Source organism: Pontibacter vulgaris, assembly GCF_022758145.1.
In the GTDB taxonomy this organism is placed as follows: domain Bacteria; phylum Bacteroidota; class Bacteroidia; order Cytophagales; family Hymenobacteraceae; genus Pontibacter; species Pontibacter vulgaris.
Genome location: NZ_JAJVDH010000005.1, coordinates 447,896 through 469,254, shown reverse-complemented (window position 1 = coordinate 469,254; position 21,359 = coordinate 447,896). Strand labels below are relative to the sequence as shown.

Below are 21,359 nucleotides of genomic sequence, written 5' to 3'. Positions count from 1 at the left end.
AAACTACGAAAGACTTAAGTTCCTTTAATGACAAAATAATCAATCTACATTTATAACAAACAAAGAGCATTTATCAAACCAAAACAGCACCTTTATTACTTGATTTTCTGATACTCATATAAAAACCTATCAATTCTTTACTCATAAAAAACCAAACTATAGTGCTATAAACAAACACTAACACCGATGTACATATCAGGAAATGTAAACCTAAATTATAAAGTACCTTTGCAAATATAAATGCAGCAATACTAGCCAATAATGTTACTTTTATAGCTAAAACTATATCTAAGAAGGTAATATTAAGTAATTGTTTTAATGAATACTGGGCTATAATTACTTCCAATATTTTAGTAATAACATAAGCCCAAGCTGCACCAACAACACCATACCAATAAATCCCTAAAGCAATTATAGGAATATAAGCTAAAGCTTTGATAAGTTGTACTTTCATTTCAAACCTTGGTTTACCAAGACTTCTGAACAAAATAGCATGGCTGTTTACTAAACCATGAATCATTACTGATAATGCCAGTATTCGCAGAGGTTCAATCGAGCCTAGCCACTTTTCACCAAAAAAGTTTAATACAATTGGCTCTGCTAATACGATAAAAAAAATCATAAAAGGAAAAACACAGAGGCTATTATATTTAACGACTTTAAAATACATATTCTTTACCACCTCATGATTATTTTGTTTTTTACTATAAATTGGAAACATCACTTTATTAATCATTCCTGTAATCTGATACCTGAAGGTATCAGTGAGAACAAAAGCTAAAGTATATTTACCTAACGCAGCAGCACTTACAAGTTTTCCAATTAAGAGATAATCGATATTTTGCATTAATATGTTCATTACTTGTGTACCTGTTGTGTAAACGCCGAATCCAAATATTTCTTTAAATGCCTGCTTATTCCATAAAAACTTCGGTGTCCAATAAGTTGCTTTAAAGAAAAGCGGCATAGCTATAACAAAAGAAGCAACAGAATTAAATACTAGTGACCACACTCCTGCTCCACTATATGCAAGAGTGAGCGCCAATACTCCAGACAAAATATTTGATACATTATCAATGAAAGCTAATTTTTTAAAATTCATTTGTTTTGTAAGAAATATTTTATGAATCATGTTCACTGGCGACGATAGAACACCAATACTTAAAACAGGTATAATCTTATTTAGAAGAGGTTCTTTATAGAAAGCCGCTAAAAAAGGCGCTGCTATAAAATAAATAAATAAATAAATGACTATAGACCACACTATACCAGTCCAAAAAGCGGTATGGTAATGTTCATCCCTTATGTTATCTTCTTTTCGCTGTACCAGCGCAGAACCAATACCTAAATCATTAAATATGGTTATAAAGGAAATGCTTACTGCAGCCATACCAACTAAGCCAAACTGGTCTGGATAAAGTACTTTAGCCAATACAAGTTTTATTCCAAAACTCAAAAATTTGTTAACCACCAATTGTAAACTAGTCCAATACACCCCTTGTGCAGCTTTATCCTTGAGGCTTGCATTTTCCATCGATTTTTTTTATAAACTAGGATTATACTGATGATACTTTTAATTGTAAATAAAAATAAATTTACTGTTTCTCCACAGCAGGAATAATAAGTTTAAGTATTTATTATTACTAAGAAATTTTATAAATACTTAAACCTTTGTCTTCTTTCTGAATTTAGTATTCCAAGTTGGATCATGCATATTGCCGTAGCCATAACCATAGCCATACCCGTAACCATTTTGCTTTTTAGCATCATTGAGCACAATCATCGGATGTTTGAGTTTTTTATTTATATATATATCATCAATAATTTGAACCTGTTCTTTAGACGTATAATTATATCTTACAATATATATACTTGAGTCTATATGAGGTGATAATGCTAATGCATCAGCTACCTGGCCAACAGGGGCTGTATCAATAATGACATAATCAAATGCTCCTCTAAGTTGATCTATCATTGTACCAACTTTAGGGTGCAACATTATTTCCGATGGATTAGGCGGTATAGGTCCGGAGCCTATTAAGTAAAGGTCTGGCGTTTGTTCAAGAGGAATTAAAATATCATCAATCGGTAAATCATTTGAAATAAGATAGTTTGTAATTCCATTCTCATTAGATATACCAAAGCCTTGTACCAAGGCTGGTTTTCGTAAATCAAACCCTACTACAACCACTTTTTTACCTGTTAGCACTAAACTTGCTGCCAGATTTATACTAAAAAAAGTTTTACCTTCTCCACCCATACTGGATGTTATAAGTATTACTTTATTTTCGCTGCCAACAGTAGCGAATTGCAGGTTAGCGCGAATAAGACGAAATAATTCTGCTACCGGGCTCCTGTTTTTGCTAGTAACAACAACAATATCTCCTTTATTATCATGAGAAATTTCTCCCAGAATTGGTGTATTTGTTAAATCTTCAATATCTTTTTTAAACTGCACCTTATCGTTTGCCAACTCCTTGATATTTATGAAGGCAACTGGTAATCCTATACCAAGTAGAAATGCAACTATGTAAATGAGCTTTTTTCGCGGGCTAACAGGCTCAGGATGGACTAATGCTACATCAATTACCTTAGCATTATGAAAGTTTGCTGCCAAGGATAACGCCGACTCCTCTCGCTTTTTTAATAAGTATAAATAAAGCCCTTCTTTAGTACCCTGCTCTCGGTTTATATCAAGCAATTCACGCTCAATAGATGGGACTTGCTGCTTTTTTGATTCTATTTTAGCATAGCTTCTCTGAAGGTTATCCCGGTTAATAACCAGTCCTTTTTTAATATTCCGCAGGTTTTCAAGTATGTTAACCTGCAGGTTTGCAAGCTGTTCATTTACATCTTGCACAAGTGGGTTACTTGCTTGCATAGTTCGCAAATAGTTCTGTCGCTCTAACTGTAGCTCGTTAAACTGTTTAATTAAAACCTGTAATGTAGGGTCTTGAATATTAAGCGAACTTGGTACTAATTCATTCTTGTTCTCTCTCCTGGATAAGTATTGCTCAATTGTTTCCAAAACATCAATCTGAGCATTCCAAGTAGAAAGTTGCCTATTATAATCAGTTGATTTCTCCAAATAAAGCTGGGCCTCTGAATTAACATCCATAACTTCATACTGGCGCTTATAACGCTCCACATTTTCCTCCACATCAGTCAGCTCTCTAATCAGGTATTTCAATCGGCCATCTAAAAAAGCTAAACTATTTGCCGCTATAGCTTTCTTTTCATTTATCGCTTCGTAATTATAGAGTTCAACAAGTTTGTTAATTATGTCTTTTCCTTTTTCCGGAACTGGATTTGTTAGTCCAACAGATATTACACTTGCATCTTTATCTATAGTTGTTATGCTAAGCATGTTACTATAAGAAAGCGCTAAATCCAAGGTATCATGAAATTTTACCATAACCTTCCTATGCATATTGGAAGAGTCCTCAGGAGCAGCAATTACTGTAAATACACCATAAGGGGTTTTAATCTTTTTACCAAATTCATAGATTGACAGGTTTATTCCATCATCCAACTTAAACCTGTTCTTATTTTTTATAGTTATTGTAATAACCTTACCGTATGCCGCTTCACTTAATTTATTTACAATAACTTTAAGTGGCAACTCCTCTCCGTATATCTCACGCTCTTTAAAATCATCCTCTACAAAATAAGACGTATACAAAGAGAGGTCTTTAATTACTTTTTCCATTAACCCCTTTGACTTAAGTACCTCAATTTCATTTTTCAGATTCTGACTATAATTTGATAGTTCAGAATCGCCATAGTCTGTACTTAGAGGCTCATTACCTTGCTTCTTATTATCCTTAATTAATAATGTACTGCTGATATAATATTCGGGTGTTACGCTCAACAGATAGAGATAAGCAGCACCTAAGCAGATAAGAATACTAACTATAAATAAATACCAAAATCTCAGGTATTTAGTAAATATCTTCTTCAGGTTTATCTGTTCTGACTCAATTATATATATATCTTTCTCTTCCATTACAACTGGCTATTCTAGAAAAATCTCCAAACAATAAGTGTTAAAGTAGAGATGGCAGCCAAGCCCAGCGAAATAAAGCGCGTATCTACCGTGGATTGAGAAACCCTTGCTTTATTTGGCTCTACATAGATCACATCATTCTGATGTAAGTAAAAGTATGGCGAGTTCATGGCTTCTGTAGTATTAAGATTCAGCCTGGCCATTTTTCTCACTCCCCCTTCTTCTCTTATAATCATCACATTGTCCCGTTTACCAAACTGGGTCATATCACCAGCCATACCCAAAGCCTCCAGAATATTAATTTTTTCTGATGGAATCGTAAATGTTGCCGGCTTGTTTACTTCACCTACTACAGTAACTCTGAAATTTATGAACCTGATAGTAGCAGTAGGGCGCTTAAGGTAATTCTGTAATTCACTTACTATTTTATCTTTGGCCTCCTGTTTTGTAAGGCCACCTATTTTTACCTTGCCTAGTACCGGGAATTCAATAAATCCATTCTTATCAACCAGATAACCCTCCTCGCCATATCTTTGGTTATTGACAGATGAGTTTGTACTATTGACTGGCGTTATTACTCCTTTATTAAAGAGAACATTAGCATCAGAACTGAGGCTGCTGACTGAAATGCTAAGAAGATCATCGGGCTGGATTTTAGGCTCTGAAAAGTTTGTGATATTTTCAGAATATTCTCTTTTCTCCCCCAGATCACTGAAGTAAGCCAGATTCTTTTTACCGCAGGAGAATAAAAACATTAAACTAAAAAGAGTAAGTAACCTAATTCTCATAATTTTCAGGGTGATTTACATAATCTGATTGAGCAGCATTCACGCATAATGTGAAATAAAATAAAAGATATGTACCATTTTACGTAATTAAATCTCCTTCAGATATAAACAGTTTATTATTTTTTAATAAAAAATAATAAACAACATTTAACACAAAAGTTGACTTATACCCTTTTAGAAGTAATTCATTTGTGTAATGATTTGGTAACTAATAGTTTGTAATTTCAAAAGTATATTAATCTATACTTCTCGATTTAATTGTAGGTATGAATGTTTAATACAGATATTTTGGGAGATAAGCTTTTAATATGAGTGAGTAACCTAAAACTGTTTTACAGAGTTGTAGCCTGAAAGAAACTCTGCCTCAGCGTTAAATAAATAAAACTACTATGCCGCATATTGCCATTATTTCTTCAAGCGTGCGTACCGGACGTAACACGCATCGTGTCGCTCTTTTTTTAAAGAAATACATTGAAAAACAGCAGCTCGCTACAGTAGAAATTCTGGATCTAAAAAAGTATAATTTCCCAGTTTTTGATGAACGGTTGAAATACCAGAAAGAACCAAGTGAGCAGACATTGGATTTTGCTGACAGAATAAACAAAGCAGACGGCGTTATCATAGCAACGCCGGAGTATAATGGTGGCTATCCTGCCAGCTTAAAAAATGTAGTAGATTTGTTGTACGAAGAATGGCATCGCAAACCTATTGGCCTTGCTACTGTTTCGGATGGGGTTTTCGGTGGTACGCAGGTCATGACATCGCTTCAGTTTTCGCTTTGGAAGATACGCGCTTGGGTAGTGCCAGCTATGTTTCCTGTTCCTAAAGTGCAGGAAACGTTTGATGAGAACGGCAACCCAAGCGACAAAACCGGCACAGAAAAACGGGCAAAGCGATTTCTGGATGAAATCCTGTGGTGCATAGAAGCCAAAAGCCGGATGAAAGATTATGAAGTATAAAGTACAAACTATAAATAGCCAATTTTAGAATCCCTGCTGAAGTATAACTTGGTAAAATACAAACGGTCTTAAGGTAATTAACCTTAAGACCGTTTGTATTTTACACCTATCGGTAGGCTGCTTATACTTTCAAAAACTCTTAGTTATACTTCATTACTGCGCACAAGTATAAAATTATACTTGTTATGTATTCCTACTTTAAAATAGCTTCAATCGCGTCTAGTTCCTCTGCACTGAAGCGGGTATTCTGCAGGCTTTGCAGCGAATCAGCAAGCTGAGCAGGCGTACTTACCCCGATTAAAACAGATGTAACGCGCGGGTCTTTCAGCAACCAGGCCAGCGCGAGCTGAGCTAATGTCTGACCCCGCTGCTGCGCTAACTCATTTAACTGCTTTATTTTACCCAGTTTTTCATCTGTAATATGCTCTTTCTGCAAATTGCCATGCGATTTTGCCGCCCGCGAAGTTTCCGGAATGCCATGCAGGTATTTATTTGTTAGCAAGCCTTGGGCCAACGGTGAAAACGGAATACAACCTACTCCTTCCTGCTCTAATAGATCCAGCAACCCTTCTTCTACCCAACGCTCAAACATAGAGTATTTAGGCTGATGTATGAGACAAGGCGTACCCATTTGCCGCAACATTTCTATTGCCCGGGCAGCCTCAGCAGGCTGGTAATTGGATATACCCACGTAAAGCGCTTTCCCCTGCCGTACTATCAGTTCAAGGGCGGCCATAGTTTCCTCCAGTGGAGTATCAGGGTCAGGGCGATGGTGGTAAAAGATATCGACATAATCGAGGCCCATGCGTTTCAGGCTCTGGTCCAGGCTGGAAACCAAGTATTTTTTTGAGCCCCAGTCGCCGTATGGGCCCTGCCACATAGAATAACCGGCTTTGGTTGAAATGATCAGTTCATCGCGAAAGCCACGAAAATCAGTTTGCAGAATTTTTCCGAAGTTTTCCTCAGCTGATCCGGGAGGTGGTCCATAGTTATTGGCAAGGTCGAAATGGGTAATACCGGCATCAAAGGCATCCCTGAGTATCTGGCGGGCGTTTTCCAGTACATCTACATGGCCGAAGTTGTGCCATAAACCAAGTGAAAGGGCGGGCAATTTAAGTCCGCTTTTTCCGCATCGGCGATACTCCATTGCTGCATAGCGTTCCGGAGAAGGGGTATAAATCATACGTTGATGTTTCAGTAAAGAATTATGTTATACTTCGCTATTTCTGAAATCATACTTAAACGAAGAATTTAAAATTAAGAAACTTTACCATGTTAACCTTATGAATAAACCTACACTTGGCACATGCTTATATTTAGACAACAATCTTGTTGAGATTACAGCTGTTGCCAACTTAATTAGAAATCGTAAATCTGCTTGCGCGTAGAAGCGTGTATAAAGTATAACCACTTAAAATATAAGCTTAAAAAAATACCTGCATCCATAGTTATGGCAGATGCAGGTATAAAATTTATAGTTTAAAAGCTTATTTAATTAACATAATAATCACACCATTTACTTTTAGTCATAATTGGAAACCACATTTACTGCCTCCAGTTCTTTAATACGCCACGGGCTTCCAACAATCCAGATTATATCGTTGATTTGAAATACCAGATCTGATTCCGGATTCAGTATTCTTTGCCCTTGCCGTTCAATGCCAACAATCAGGCCCTTGGTGCGCTCCCTAATGCCCGAATCGCGGATAGAGACATGCAGTAAAGGGGAATTCTGGGACACAACCAGCTTCTGAAGCTTTACATCTTCTCCCCTATCGGTTTCGCCCTGCAGCTCGGTCTCTGTCTGGATAAACTGCCTGAATGTCTCTATCTGCTCATCTGAACCAAATACATAAATCTTATCGCCGGGGTAAATACGCTCGTGCCGTGTGGGGGCCATAATGGTGCGGTCTCCGCGCTCTATAACTGCTATATTTACGCCATACTTCTCGCGCACCTGCAAATCCAGCAAACTCCTGCCCACCACTGCCGATTCATAAGAAACATCAAAACTGGTAAGGTGCACATCCCAGGGAGTTAATGTGTGATGCATTTTGCGTGCCTCCTTAATTTCCCGCGCATTCAGATTCGACATAAAACGATGCTCGATTCGGATATAGAAATTCTGGATCTTCTTGGAAAATACAGCCAGTAAAGCGATAATGATAATGCCTACCATGATAGACACCTGTACCGGGAAAAACTGATTGAGCAGGAAACCAATTAGTAACACCGATAGCCCGATTCGAACAAATTCGATAACAATAAGTAGGCTCCTGTAATTACGGTTGGCCCAAAGCCTGCCCAATGCTTCCTTTTGAGGATGATACACCGCAAACGCCCAAAGGAAAGGCGCCATAAAAATAAGCGTAATAACTGTTGTAATGATATCCCCGATACGGCCACTGATCAGCGTTTCTGTTATAAATGGATTCAGGTAACGGGCGGCCAGCAACACGATTGCAATAATGATAACCGAATAAACAACCAGGTTAACCACATACGATCGCAGCACCAGTTTCCAGTCGCTGGTAGTGGTTATAGCTTGTGCCCCGGAACTATACTCATTCAGCGAGCTTTTCCATTTGTCAGGAAGTATGGACTCCAGGAATTTATACAAGGGCGTAGATAGCCGGATCATGTATGGCGTTGTGAACGTGGTAATTGCCGAAACTGCCACTGCCACAGGATATAAAAAATCGCTCGTTACTTTTAAAGTAAGGCCCAGGGTAGCAATAATAAAAGAGAATTCCCCAATCTGCGAAACGCTCATTCCCGACTGAACGGAAGTTTTCAGTCCCTGCCCGGCCATTAACCCACCACTGGTTATACTTAGCAATTTACCCAGCAACGTTACTACTGTAATAACAGCAATAGGCCCGGCATAGGTAAGTATGGTTTCAGGATTGATCAGGATGCCGACAGACACGAAGAAAATAGCGCCAAATAAGTCTTTTACTGAAGAGATAAGGTGTTCGATCTTTTCGGCCTTGGTGGTTTCGGCAAGTATAGAACCCATAATAAAAGCACCCAGTGCCGGAGAAAAACCAACCTGTGCAGCCAGTATCACCATCAGCAGGCACAGCGCTAGCGACACGATCAGGAGCGTCTCGTCGTTCATCAGTTTGCTGGCTTTTCGCAGGAATGTAGGAATCAGGAATATGCCCGCCAGGAACCATACTACCAGGAAAAAACCCAGTTTAAGCACTGCTGCCAGCATCTCAGACCCGGCAAACTGCTGGCTTACCGCAACCGTTGACAGTAAAACCATCAACAAAATAGCTACCAGATCTTCAACTATAAGTACACCAAAAACGAGGCCTGCAAACTTTTGGGATTTAACCCCCAGCTCTTCAAAAGCCCGGATAATTATGGTAGTGGATGAAATAGAAAGTATACCGCCCAGGAAAATACTATCCATAGTAGACCAGCCAAGCAATTTACCGGTAAGGTAGCCCAGCAGCAGCATCACCACTACCTCTACCAGCGCCATAATAGATGATGCACCGCCTACTTTTACCAGTTTCTTAAAACTGAATTCGAGGCCCAGGCTGAATAAAAGAAAAATAACCCCGATCTCGGCCCAAATCTGGATGTTTTCTGTCTCGATGATGGTGGGGAATAACGCTACATTAGGGCCTACCAATAAGCCGGCAATAATGTAGCCTAATACCAGCGGTTGTTTTAATTTCTTAAATATAAGGGTAGTTATACCTGCGGCCCCAAGTATAAGCCCTAAGTCTGTTATTAAATGCGGAAGATGTGTCATAGGTTAGTGTATTCTGTTGCCCTTAAAGGCTTCGTATTCTTATGTTTACGCCATAAATGCAGGTATGCGCAAAGGTTGTAGCAATAGATTAAGCAAATTAATTCGAACGCAATACATTAGAATTCAATCACATAACCCGTAAATTATTTATAACACTAATACTTGATTGCCCCAAAGCCAAATATAAAAACTGGCTCAGGTAGCCGGGTTTTAAGCTAGGCAGTAATCCTGTACCAGAATTATTATACTTTATAAAGTATAACATCGTGAGCTGTACAGTAATAAATAGGTACAAAAGCGGTTGGCTAAAGTATTAGTAATGACTAGCTGACAAAAGTTACGGAGCGTTGGGAAGAATAGAAACCAGAAAACGCTTAAAAAAAAGGAAAGGCCGGTCAGCTGACCTGGAGTATAGAACAGGCGCTTTTGCAGAACAGAAAGTATAAGCCAACAGCTCAGGTATAAACTTTGCCGGCTGCAGGTTCTTAACAACAAAAGATGGTGTTGCCGCATCAATAAAAGCCTGCCCCTCCTGCGCTAACTCTCTCGATTTACTAAATGCTTCGGTTGTTCCGCTGGCATTATTAGGGGTTGTATCAGAGATTGTTTGAATCAGATAGTCATACACAATTACTTCGTGCCCAGGCAAGGTAAGCGCCCACAGCAGCATGACCCACATTAATGGGTACTTAAAGTAATGCCCTATGATCTTCTTAAACTTTAACATCGTTAATTACAAAATTAAGAAGATTAGTGTTTATTCCCTTAACCCATCAATTATTAACCAGCTTATACTTGCAATCATACTTACACACAAAGTGTATATTTAACATAACAAAAGCACTAGGTGTAATATTTACCTGAGATAATGCTTCAATTTTTATTAAATTAAAATAACAATGCCTATTTATACTTACATAGCAGAAAGTATACAACCAAGACCAGTCATGATTTAGAATTCTGCTCTGTAAGGCTACCCAAACAGGTTAATCTATTTTATACTTTAAAAGTATAGTATAAAACAACAGGCTAAGCAACTTATAACAGATAAGACGATGGACACCAACTATAAAGTACCGGGGCAGACAAGTATCGGGCATGTGCATTTAAAAGTATCTGACCTGAAGCGGGCGCTGGAATTTTATACAGGTATACTTGGCTTCGAGCTTATGCAGATGTATGGTGATAAAGCTGCATTTCTTTCAGCGGGTGGTTATCATCATCATATTGGCCTGAACACCTGGTATAGCCAGGGAATGGGACCGGCACCGCGTACAGGTTCGGGCCTTTTCCATGCTGCCATCCTCTATCCAACCCGCAAAGACCTGGCTGCTATCCTGCAACGCCTGCTGGATCTGGGTTACCCGATTACCGGTGCCTCAGACCACGGTGTATCAGAGGCCATTTACCTGAACGACCCGGATAACAACGGCCTCGAACTATACTGGGACCGCCCGAAAGAGCAATGGCCTGTTGTCGCAGATGGATCATTAAATATGTTTACAGAGCCACTCGATGTTCAAGGGCTTTTGAAAGAGTTGGAATGAAGGCTGACCATCATCTTTTCAAAATCTACTAACCGGCAGAAATAACAACTTATACTTTAGTTTTTAATTGCTTACTCCCCGCTTTAATCAAGCATAAGCTGCTGCTTTTTACAAGTATAGCTCCCACATATAAAATATTTTTCAGCCTCCGTGCAACCTCATACTTACTGACCCTCTCTTTTACCTACGAAACAAATCGTACTTATTTGCTTCATCAACTATAATTCACCCAATTTATTTATGGCAAGTGGTGTCCAGTTTCAGACAGTGAATGTTCGAAATCATACATCACCTATAAACTATACTTTGTAAAATAAAACCACAAAGCGTTGATTAACAATATTTTAAACAAATGGCACAAGTGTTGTAATGCCCACTCAAACGAAAGTAAAAAAATTATAAAGCAGCAACCTGAAACTCAACATCTAACATAAAAGCACAAACTATGAGAAAATTATTTCTACCCATTCTGCTACTGGTATTTACAAACCTTAGCGCACAACAGGCAAGTATAAAAGGCTCCGTGATAGACGGCAATAATAAAGCCGTTGCTTACGCCAATGTGTTGTTACTAAAATCCGCCGACTCGTCGTTGGTGAAAGGTATGCTTTCGGAAGAGAGTGGCGCTTACTTTTTTGAAGGACTTACTGCCGGAAAGTATAAAGTGGTGGCAACTATGGTAGGCTATACCAAAGCAAGAAGCAGCGAAGTCATTCTGCAAGCAGGTACGGAAAGTATAAATCTGGCCCCGCTCAGGCTTTCGCAAAGCTCCACTAACCTGAAGGAAGTTGTAATTGAAGGCCAGAAACCCCTGATTGAGCAGCAACTGGATAAAACCGTTATGAACGTGGGCAACAGCCTGGTAGCCGCTGGCAACACCGCTTTAGAAGTACTGGAAAAAGCGCCGGGCGTTATCGTCGATCAGAATGACAACATCAGTATGCGGGGCCGTGCCGGCGTTATTGTGATGATTGACGGAAAACAGGTACCCATGACCGGAGCCGAACTGGCAAACGTACTAAGGGGCATGTCGGCCAATTCCGTGGATAAGATTGAACTCATCACCAACCCATCATCCAAGTATGATGCAGCCGGAAATGCGGGCATAATTGATATTAAACTGAAGCGCGATAAAAGCCTGGGCACAAACGGAACCCTAACTTCTTCTTTCGGGCATGGCCGTTACGCAAAATCAAACCAAAGTATACAACTGAATCACCGAGCCAAAAAACTGAATGTGTTTGGCAACTATAACTATGTATACCGCCACGAATACACTAAACTGGATATTTACCGCAAGTTTATAGAAGGAAACAGCATTACCGGAATTTACGACCAGAAAAACAGGTTCGATTTCAGGATAAATACCCACAGCGCTCGCCTGGGAGCAGATTATTACCTCTCTCCTAAAACAGTAATTGGTGTGGTTACCAACGGCTTTATATCTGATTTTAACAGAACAAACTCCAATAGATCGGATGGCTTGAACAACCAGGGCCAGATAGATTCTACCTTTATTACAGATGCCATTGCAGGCCATAACCGGGGTAACCAGGCCATCAACTTTAACTTTAAGCATACCATAGACAGCACCGGCCGCGAAATTACCGCCGACCTGGACTACATAGCTTATCAGAATGCCGATAAACAGGACTTTACAACAAACTTTTATACTCCGGGCGGCGAACTGATGCGCACTCCTTATTTACTCTACGGCACTTTAGATGGCAACTTGAGCATAAAATCAGCCAAAGCAGATTACACACAGCCCTGGAAGGCCATTAACGGCAAACTGGAAGCCGGGCTTAAAAGCAGCCTCGTGAGCGCCGATAACGACCTTCAGTTCTACGACCGCAGCAACGGCGGCAATGTGTTTGATACCGGTAAGAGCAATCACTTTCTGTATGACGAAAATATTAACGCAGCTTACCTGAACGCCTCAAAAAAATGGGAAAAGGCCAGCCTGCAACTGGGGCTTCGCTTAGAAAACACCAGAGCAAAAGGCGAGCAACTGGCTAGCTTGGTTGATGAAGAGGAGCGTAAATTTGACCGCAACTATACACAATTGTTTCCGAGCGCCTTTATGGGGTATACGTTAAGCAAAATGCATGACTTGGGCCTATCGCTGAGCCGCCGTATAAACAGGCCATCTTACAACCAGCTAAATCCGTTTAAAAACTTCCTGGACCCAAGCACTTACTCTGCCGGCAACCCGTTCCTGAAACCGGAACTGTCTTATGCATTTGAATTTACGCATACTTATAACCAGCGCTTTGTTACCAAGTTTAGTTACAGCCATACCACTGATGTAATGGTGCAAGTGCTATCGCCGGATGTTACGCAGGATAAACTCGTAGCCCAAACGTTCCAGAACCTGGCAAAGTATGATTACTATGGTATGTCGCTATCTGTACCGTTTTCGGTTGGCAACTGGTTTAACAGCATAAATAACGGCACATTATACTATGGTTTATACCGTGGCAACCTGGCCAATACAAATCTTAGAAACGGAATGCCTACTTTTAACATCAACACGAATAATACTTTTACCTTAACAAACGGCTGGTCTGCCGAACTGAATGGCGTGTATCGCCACCGCGATGTTTATGCTTTCATGAATATAAATCCGCTTTGGTTTGCATCGGTGGGTGTGCAAAAGCAGTTCTGGGATAAAAAGGGCAGCTTGAAATTAAACCTAACGGATGCCTTCTACACAAACAAAACAAGAGCTACCACTGCAGTTAACAGCTATACTGAAAACTTTTACCAGCGCCGCGACTCGCAGGTAGCAACCTTAACTTTTAACTATAGATTCGGCCAGTCGCAGGTAGCACCTTCACGCCGTCGTAACAGCGGCGCCGAAGAAGAAAAAAGCAGAGCAGGTGGTGCTAACTAAGAACTGTTTTAAAGTATAAAAGCTTACCAGTTTAAACTCTGATACTCCTGCTACAAAGTATAAACACATACTTTACAGCAACAAAAAAGCCGCTCCGTATAACCGGAGCGGCTTTCAATTTTTTACAGGCAGATCAACTCTGGCTAGCCCCAAGCTGTTTTAACATGTCGTCCAGAATTTCTTTGCCATAACCAATACGATGGGCATATTCCAAGCACATAGTATATTCTTTCTCTTCAATTATGCCATCCTGCACCACCATCATCACCAGTGTTTGCAGTTCTATGGTTCGTTGCATACCGTCTTCCGGAATAATAAAAGAAAGTATACCAATATTATCGGTTATAGGGCGTGTGTCTTCTTCGGTTAAACCGAGCTGGTCTCCAACCATAAGCATAAAATCACGTTCCTGCTCACCTAGCTCACCATCTGAAATAGCGGCCAGAATGAGGTTCTGAAAAAAAGCCAGTTTCTTTTGCTTCGTATTTAACAGGGCATCTATTGAAGTTCCGGTTGCCATAAGTAGTATCTTAAATGTAAGTATAGTTTCAGCCCCTGTGCACTAAAAACCGTGCTGGCACAAAGGGTATACTCATGTACGGCAGTCGCCCTCATCTGACTACATTTTATAGTTGAAAACATGGGCAACAGTATGAATATCGTACTTGTAATATGTTCAGGATTGAAAATTACAGCGCCTACTCTTTTGTTTTTGCAGGCAGCGGTGGATTTATCATGATATGGGCGCCATGCGTGCCGGGATGCATGATCCAGGGCATAGAAGGTGCGTCTGGTTTTAGTGGCAGGCCTGTGGTTTCGGCGGTAGCATAGGGCACATAAACTACGTAGCGCAAATAACCTTCTTTTACCTGTCCGGTAGCTGCATCAAAATTTTCATCCGATGCAGTGTAGACATAAAGTGCTGCTGATTTTTTAGGCATGATTAATTTTCCGCTTTTAGCCTCTTTCTCCCGGGTATCAAAAATTTCCTGGCTGTTTTTCCCGGCTTTCCTTAGCTCACGGCCACGTTTCATAAATGGCTCCAGGTCTTTGTGGTAGCACGATGCAGAAAAACCTTTCTGATTAGGGTCATCTGCCAAACAGATCAACTCATTTGTACCTTTGCGCAGCTGCACAAATTCACCTTTCTGGTTATAACCTAATACAGTAACACCAGCGCGTTTTTCGGCCGGGGCAGCCAGCACAGCTGCTTTTATTTGTATATCTGCTAGCGGTATAGTTGCTTGTTGCGCCTGGCTCTTAAAACCAGAAAATATCAGTAAACTAATTGCCAGCATTTGCCTTATACTATTATTGTTCTGCATAATCCACCCGATTTATAGTTTATACTTTCTATTTCTTTACAGCTTTTCTGATAAACACATGCCAATTTGCCGGGCCTTTGCGGCCTGATCCTCCACAACCTTAAGAGGCTTGAAACCAATTTATACTTCTAAAGCTTTTACCGTATACTCCGGCTTATAGTTTTTACACTTATAATTATATTTAACCTTTATACTTTAAAATAGTACAGAAGCAGTGTTAACTTGTAACGTCAGTCCGTTATACCTGCTAGCTTATGTTGCTGTAGGGGCGATTATGCCGTACAAGAGCGTTTTTCCCAATCATTTTACCTGACCCCGATCATGACTTTTCACTCTACCAAACCAGAAGATTTACTATTCGATGCCGCCCGAAGAGGAGATGTTGCTTTACTAAAAGAGTTAATTGCAGCAGGTGTTGATATAAATACACAGGGGCCGAGAGGCTTTACACCTTTAATCATCGCGTCTTACGACAATCACCCGGAAGCCACTAAACTGCTATTAGATGCAAAAGCTGCTGTAAACACCCAGGATTTTGCAGGAAACACCGCCTTAATGGGCGTTTGTTTTAACGGTTATGCCGATATTGCTAAAATGCTGATAGACCATGGGGCTGATCTAAATATACAGAATGGAAGTGGCGGAACAGCCCTGATGTTTGCCATTATGTTTGGCCGCCACGAGTTGGTTAAGCTTATGCTGGAATCCGGGGCAGACACAAGTATACGTGATAGCCGTGGCCTTACAGCCCAGGGAATGGCAGAAAAAATTGGCAACGAGGAAGCACTGAAGCTCCTGCAGGCTCATAAAGTATAGCCGTTATTTTCCTTAACTTATCACTTTATACTTTCACAGCCTATTGCCTGCAACACTGTAACCGAAAATCGACATACGGTTTCCTGAATTAAATTTCTCGCAAAGAATTCAGACCTTTGCAGGTAATGTCATCAACTGCTATACTTCCCAATTTACCAGACTTACCCGTAAAGGAAGCGCTACCTCGCCTGCTACATGCCCTGGAAAACAATACCCGGGTTGTGCTGGAAGCGCCGCCCGGTGCCGGTAAAACTACGCTTGTACCATTGGCATTGCTGGAAGCCGGTTGGCGAAACGATGGCAAAATTCTGGTATTGGAGCCGCGTCGTTTAGCTACCCGCGGAGCCGCCCAACGCATGTCTGATCTGCTGAACGAACCCCTTGGCCAGACGGTAGGTTATTGGGTGCGCATGGAGCATGTGGTTTCGAATAAGACCAGAGTAGAAGTTGTAACCGAAGGTATACTTACCCGACTCATTCAGGATGACCCGGCACTGGAAGGTATAGCCGCCATTATTTTTGATGAATTCCATGAACGCAATCTGCAGGCTGATCTGGGTTTGGCTTTAGCGCTGGATGCACAGTCTGTTCTGCGACCTGACCTGCGTATTCTTGTGATGAGTGCTACACTGGATGCTGTAACTATAGGCAAGTGGCTGGATGCACCTGTTATCACCAGTGAAGGCCGTCAGTACCCGGTAGAAACACATTATTTACCCACATCAGAAGTAGCTGCAGCCGGTAACCGTCCAGCAGAACGTTTAAGTAACCAGGTACCCAAAGCAATCCGAAAAGCGCTGGCCGATGAAACTGAAGGCGATATATTGGTGTTCCTGCCGGGCATGGGCGAAATGCGCAGGGTAGCTACGCAACTGGAAGGTAAACTGGCTGCAAGTATAGATCTTCACATCCTGCACGGCGACCTGCAGCTTTCCAGACAAATGGCGGCTATAAAACCCGCACCCAAAGGCAGGCGCAAAATAGTGCTGGCCACCAGCATCGCCGAAACCAGTTTAACTATAGAAGGTGTAAAAATTGTAATTGATGGCGGTTACTCGCGTGTTCCGAAATTCGTGCCCCGCACCGGGCTTACAACCCTGGCAACTATAACGGTCTCAAAAGCTGCTGCTGATCAGCGCCGTGGTCGTGCCGGTCGTTTAGGCCCCGGTGTGTGTTACAGGCTTTGGTCCAATGCCGACCAACTGCAATTAGCTGAGAGGCAAAACCCTGAAATTTGCGAAGCGGACTTAACCGGTTTGGCTTTGGAACTGGCTATGTGGGGCGTAAAAGATGCTGCTGCTTTAAACTGGCTTGATACTCCACCTGCCGCTGCCATGGCTCTCTCCCGCGATCTGTTATTACGACTGGAAGCAATAGATTTAAACGGCAACGCGACCGCGCACGGAAAAGCACTGGCATCCCTTGGTCTTTCTCCAAGGTTAGGGCATTTGGTTATCCGGGGCAAAGAGTTTGGTTTCGGCGCGACCGCCTGCGCACTGGCGGCTTTATTATCTGAAAAAGACATCCTGAGACAACTGGAAACCGGCCGCGGAAATGTGTTGCCAGACCTGCCGCTGCGACTGGAGATCCTAACTGGAAAGCGTCCCCCTATTCCCGGATTTGTACTGGATGAAAATGCCCTGCGACGAGTTCGCGAACAAGCCCAACACCTGATGCAGCGCACCCGCACCACTAACCAAAGTATAAACCCCGATGCTGCCGGAATTTTAACGGCACTTGCCTACCCCGACCGTCTGGCACAACGCGAGTCATCGGGGCGTGTTAGGCTGGTTACCGGTCAAAGGGCTGCTTTGCCAACCGAGCTTTTCAGTGAAGCAGATTTTTATAGTATAGCCTACCTTGAGATTGGAAACCAGCCAAGGGTATTGCTGGCAGCGCCCCTCAACAAAGCAGAATTACTGCAGCATTTTACAGCGCAACTGGAAGAACTGGATGAAATTCGTTTTGATGAGGCAACTGGCAGGGTTATAGCCAGAAAAATCACCCGACTTGGCGCGCTTATACTTCAGGAAACCAGCCAGCCAAACCCTGATGCAGAGCAGGTAGCAGCTATACTTTTGCTGGCACTCCAGGAGAAAGGAATTGAAAAACTACCTTGGTCTGACCAGGCTATAAAAACCCGCCAGCGTCTGGCATTCTTACATCAGCTCTCACCGCAAGTATGGCCTGATGTATCGGATGAAGCGTTGCAGGAAACGATCGAACTCTGGCTGTTGCCTCACCTGGTTGGCTTACGAAGTATAGAGCAGCTATCCAGGCTGGATTTTAATGAGCTTATACTTGCGGACCTGAGCTGGGAGCATCGGCAGGAAATGGACCGGCTAGCACCTTCGCACCTGGAAGTACCCAGTGGTTCCCGTATTGCCCTGGATTATACTGACCCGTCTACCCCTATACTTGCCGTACGTCTGCAAGAAGTTTTCGGAATGCTGGATACGCCCAGAATTGGTGGAGGCAAAGTACCATTACTGATTCATTTGCTTTCCCCTGCTTCGCGGCCTGTACAGGTTACCCGCGACCTTCGCAGTTTCTGGACAACCGGCTATTTTGATGTTAGAAAAGACCTTCGCGGCCGCTACCCCAAACATCACTGGCCAGACGACCCACTGGCAGCTGTACCGACGCGCGGCACCAAGAAAAGGCCACAGTAAACTATAGTTTTGGCCAAACTATAAAAACTGGGATCCAGCTGCGTCTTTTGTACTATCTGTCCGTCATCATGGTGTAACAGATCTTAAACAGATAAAAATACAGCACCATGGAATCAATGTACATCTACGCTTTCGGCAGACAGCTTAACCAGTTAAAAGAGCAGCTGGACCAGCAAAACACGAAACAAAACAACTGCGTGAAAAACATTTGCCAGGAAACAAATCAGTTATCGCAACAAGGTGCTTGCTGCACCAGAAAGCCGGTGGCCACCAACTTATAAACTATAAAGCCAGTGCTACAACATAATGTAGCACTGGCTTTATAGTTTATAATTCGCGAGCAACTTACAAATAAAAATCGCCGGCAGCTTCTGGTTGGTATAGTATCTCTTCTACTTTATAAGAAACCATTCCCTGCGGAGCTGGCCACTCTACTTCGTCGCCCACTTTGCAGCCAAGTATAGCCGTGGCAACCGGGGCAAGTATAGATACTTTTCGTGCGCTAAGGTCGGCATCTTTCGGGTATACTACCGTTATTTCCATCACATTTTTGGTCTTCAGATCTTTAAGCCGCACAAACGAATTCATGGTCACCACATCTACCGGAACTTCTTCCGAGGCTACCACTTTTGCACGTTTCAGTTCTTTGCATAAGCCATCAACGGCAGCAGCGCCACCGTTCTGGCGTTGCACCTGCACCAAACTATGCAGGCGCTCGTAATCTTTCTCGGTCAGATAAATCGGATTCATAAACGTTCAGTTAAGTATAAATTGATGGTCTTTAGAGAATATGGTTCCGGCATCAGCATCAGCATCAGCAAAGTATATATCTTTAAAGCTCAGCGTTTTACCAGATTCTACTCTTCTAAAAATCTTATCTGGAGTAATGCTGTTGATGCTGTCGAAACCACAGGCTTCCATCACTTCTATCGTTGATTTTATTGTATTACCGTGGAAGTTGGCCACACGCACACGCTTGTCTGCTACATCCAAACCTTTATACAGGTTCTCATCCTGTGTCGCAATACCAACCGGGCACCTGCCTGAGTCGCATTGTAGCGCTTGTATGCAACCTAGCGCGAACATCATCCCACGGGCACTGTAACAAATATCAGCCCCCAAAGAGATTGCCTTTATAATATCAACTCCGGTAATGATCTTTCCGGCAGCAATTATTTTGATCTCCTCGCGCAACTTATACTTGATAAGCATTTCCTGCACGAAAGAAAGCGCGTCGTAAAGCGGCATGCCCAGGCTATCGGTAAACTCCAGCGGCGCGGCGCCGGTACCACCTTCTGCTCCATCTATGGTTATAAAATCAGGGAAGATCTGGTTGTGCATCATTTCCTGGCAAAGGCGTTCAAATTCCTGCTTGTTACCAATACAAAGCTTAATACCAACCGGCTTACCTTTTGATAATATGCGCAGCTTTTCAATGAATAACAGCATGGTAAACTGATCACTAAATGCGGAGTGTGCCGGTGGCGAAGCAACTGTGGTAAAAGGCTCAACTTTACGGATAGCAGCGATCTCAGGCGTATTTTTTGCAGCTGGAAGTATACCGCCATGCCCTGGTTTTGCTCCCTGAGATAACTTAATTTCCACCATTTTGATATGCGGATGCGCAACCTGCTCTTCGAAAAGTGTTTCGGACAAATCCCCTTTGCTGTCGCGGCAGCCAAAGTACCCCGTACCTATCTGCCAGATCAAATCGCCGCCACCTTCTATATGAAACGGGCTAACGCCACCTTCGCCGGTATTATGGGCAAAGCCTCCTAGTTTAGCTCCTGCGCTTAAGGCAGTTACTGCCGTTTTACTAAGCGAGCCATAACTCATAGCTGAAATATTGTAGATGCTGGCACTATAAGGCTGAGAACAACGGTTACCACCTACTTTTACGCGCAGGTCTTCGGCTTTTACATGCACCGGAAACATGGTGTGGGCTATCCATTCAAAACCGCTTTCCTGGCTATTGGCCTGCATCCCGAATGGTACGGTCTGGCGTACGTTTTTGGCCCGCTGGTAAACTATAGAGCGCTGGCGTCGGCTAAATGGCTTTCCATCCAGGTCAGACTCGAAGAAATACTGACGCAGCTCCGGGCGGATACTCTCAAAAAAGTAGCGCAGATAACCTAGCAAGGGGTAATTGCGAAGTATAGAGTGCTGTGGCTGCCGTATGTTGCGGAAATAGATAACATGCAGTGGCAGTACCAATATAAGCAGCGCCAAATAAGCAATGTTTGTATAGCTCAGGGATAAAACGACGGCATAAACGGCAATAAAAGCAACTGCCATAAGCTGCCTTACGCTAAGTTTGGTTAACATATCTGAAGTAAGAAATTTAACTAAATGGAAATATAACTCGTGCAAACTGGCTGCAAACCAAAACAGGTTGCAGGCAGGATGTACACTAAAGGCAAGTGTGGTTGAGGCCGGAGATACTTTCCGGCTTACTTGTTAAAGTCTTTGGGTGCTGAGAAAAAGTTCAGGCAATATCCGTTCAGCTCATCGCTCAGGGAAACGTGATGAGAAGCTGCTACAAAGCCAGTTAGCGGCAGTTGTAAAGTATGTGTATATCTAC

General features: G+C 42.2%; 16 protein-coding genes. 6 read left to right on the top strand and 10 right to left on the bottom strand.

From position 1 onward, the window contains the following. Positions 1-73: 73 nt before the first annotated feature. The 3 genes from LWP20_RS14410 to LWP20_RS14400 all read right to left on the bottom strand — a co-directional run bounded on the left by LWP20_RS14410 (position 74) and on the right by LWP20_RS14400 (position 4,794). Positions 74-1,534 (bottom strand): lipopolysaccharide biosynthesis protein, encoded by a 1,461-nt coding sequence (locus LWP20_RS14410; protein ID WP_242928860.1) that lies wholly within the window; start codon positions 1,532-1,534, stop codon positions 74-76. A gap of 129 nt (positions 1,535-1,663) precedes the next feature. After that, positions 1,664-4,006 (bottom strand): GumC family protein, encoded by a 2,343-nt coding sequence (locus LWP20_RS14405; RefSeq protein ID WP_242928859.1) that lies wholly within the window; start codon positions 4,004-4,006, stop codon positions 1,664-1,666. A 14-nt stretch (positions 4,007-4,020) separates the two neighbouring features. Then, positions 4,021-4,794 carry a polysaccharide biosynthesis/export family protein gene (locus LWP20_RS14400; RefSeq protein WP_242928858.1) on the bottom strand — a complete coding sequence of 258 codons (774 nt, stop codon included), beginning with the start codon at positions 4,792-4,794 and terminating at the stop codon, positions 4,021-4,023. Between the two features lie 389 nt (positions 4,795-5,183). Here LWP20_RS14400 and LWP20_RS14395 point away from each other — a divergent pair, with 389 nt between their 5' ends. Continuing rightward, a complete protein-coding gene (locus LWP20_RS14395; protein ID WP_242928857.1) occupies positions 5,184-5,753 on the top strand; it encodes an NADPH-dependent FMN reductase in 570 nt (189 codons plus the stop codon). Between the two features lie 193 nt (positions 5,754-5,946). Here the strand turns inward: LWP20_RS14395 and mgrA are convergent, their stop codons facing one another. From mgrA to LWP20_RS14380, 3 genes are all read right to left on the bottom strand, one after another. Then, a complete protein-coding gene (mgrA, locus tag LWP20_RS14390) occupies positions 5,947-6,936 on the bottom strand; it encodes an L-glyceraldehyde 3-phosphate reductase (protein ID WP_242928856.1) in 990 nt (329 codons plus the stop codon). 339 nt (positions 6,937-7,275) lie between these two features. Next, on the bottom strand, positions 7,276-9,522 hold the full coding sequence (locus LWP20_RS14385) for a monovalent cation:proton antiporter family protein (protein ID WP_242928855.1): 2,247 nt from the start codon (positions 9,520-9,522) through the stop codon (positions 7,276-7,278). A gap of 337 nt (positions 9,523-9,859) precedes the next feature. Continuing rightward, a complete protein-coding gene (locus tag LWP20_RS14380; RefSeq protein ID WP_242928854.1) occupies positions 9,860-10,249 on the bottom strand; it encodes a hypothetical protein in 390 nt (129 codons plus the stop codon). Between the two features lie 328 nt (positions 10,250-10,577). Between LWP20_RS14380 and LWP20_RS14375 the strand changes: the two genes are divergently transcribed. Both LWP20_RS14375 and LWP20_RS14370 read left to right on the top strand, forming a co-directional pair. Beyond that, the gene (locus LWP20_RS14375) at positions 10,578-11,069 is read left to right on the top strand and encodes a VOC family protein (protein WP_242928853.1); all 492 of its coding nucleotides are present in this window, start codon (positions 10,578-10,580) and stop codon (positions 11,067-11,069) included. 445 nt (positions 11,070-11,514) lie between these two features. Further along, positions 11,515-13,965, top strand: coding sequence for an outer membrane beta-barrel family protein (locus tag LWP20_RS14370; RefSeq protein ID WP_242928852.1), 2,451 nt, complete (start codon positions 11,515-11,517; stop codon positions 13,963-13,965). A 133-nt stretch (positions 13,966-14,098) separates the two neighbouring features. On the opposite strand, the gene LWP20_RS14365 is transcribed toward LWP20_RS14370, so the two are convergent. Both LWP20_RS14365 and LWP20_RS14360 read right to left on the bottom strand, forming a co-directional pair. Further along, a complete protein-coding gene (locus LWP20_RS14365; RefSeq protein ID WP_242928851.1) occupies positions 14,099-14,485 on the bottom strand; it encodes a tellurite resistance TerB family protein in 387 nt (128 codons plus the stop codon). Positions 14,486-14,663: 178 nt separating this feature from the next. Continuing rightward, a complete protein-coding gene (locus LWP20_RS14360; protein WP_242928878.1) occupies positions 14,664-15,263 on the bottom strand; it encodes a hypothetical protein in 600 nt (199 codons plus the stop codon). 348 nt (positions 15,264-15,611) lie between these two features. Here LWP20_RS14360 and LWP20_RS14355 point away from each other — a divergent pair, with 348 nt between their 5' ends. From LWP20_RS14355 to LWP20_RS14345, 3 genes are all read left to right on the top strand, one after another. Further along, positions 15,612-16,106: an ankyrin repeat domain-containing protein gene (locus LWP20_RS14355; RefSeq protein ID WP_242928850.1), complete on the top strand. Its 495-nt coding sequence runs from the start codon at positions 15,612-15,614 to the stop codon at positions 16,104-16,106. A 125-nt stretch (positions 16,107-16,231) separates the two neighbouring features. Continuing rightward, a complete protein-coding gene (gene hrpB, locus LWP20_RS14350; protein ID WP_242928849.1) occupies positions 16,232-18,778 on the top strand; it encodes an ATP-dependent helicase HrpB in 2,547 nt (848 codons plus the stop codon). A gap of 107 nt (positions 18,779-18,885) precedes the next feature. Further along, on the top strand, positions 18,886-19,059 hold the full coding sequence (locus LWP20_RS14345) for a hypothetical protein (RefSeq protein ID WP_242928848.1): 174 nt from the start codon (positions 18,886-18,888) through the stop codon (positions 19,057-19,059). A 64-nt stretch (positions 19,060-19,123) separates the two neighbouring features. Here LWP20_RS14345 and rnk read toward each other — a convergent pair whose 3' ends face one another. Both rnk and LWP20_RS14335 read right to left on the bottom strand, forming a co-directional pair. Further along, a complete protein-coding gene (gene rnk, locus LWP20_RS14340) occupies positions 19,124-19,528 on the bottom strand; it encodes a nucleoside diphosphate kinase regulator (RefSeq protein WP_242928847.1) in 405 nt (134 codons plus the stop codon). Positions 19,529-19,534: 6 nt separating this feature from the next. Further along, positions 19,535-21,073 (bottom strand): FMN-binding glutamate synthase family protein, encoded by a 1,539-nt coding sequence (locus LWP20_RS14335; protein ID WP_242928846.1) that lies wholly within the window; start codon positions 21,071-21,073, stop codon positions 19,535-19,537. Positions 21,074-21,359: the final 286 nt, after the last annotated feature.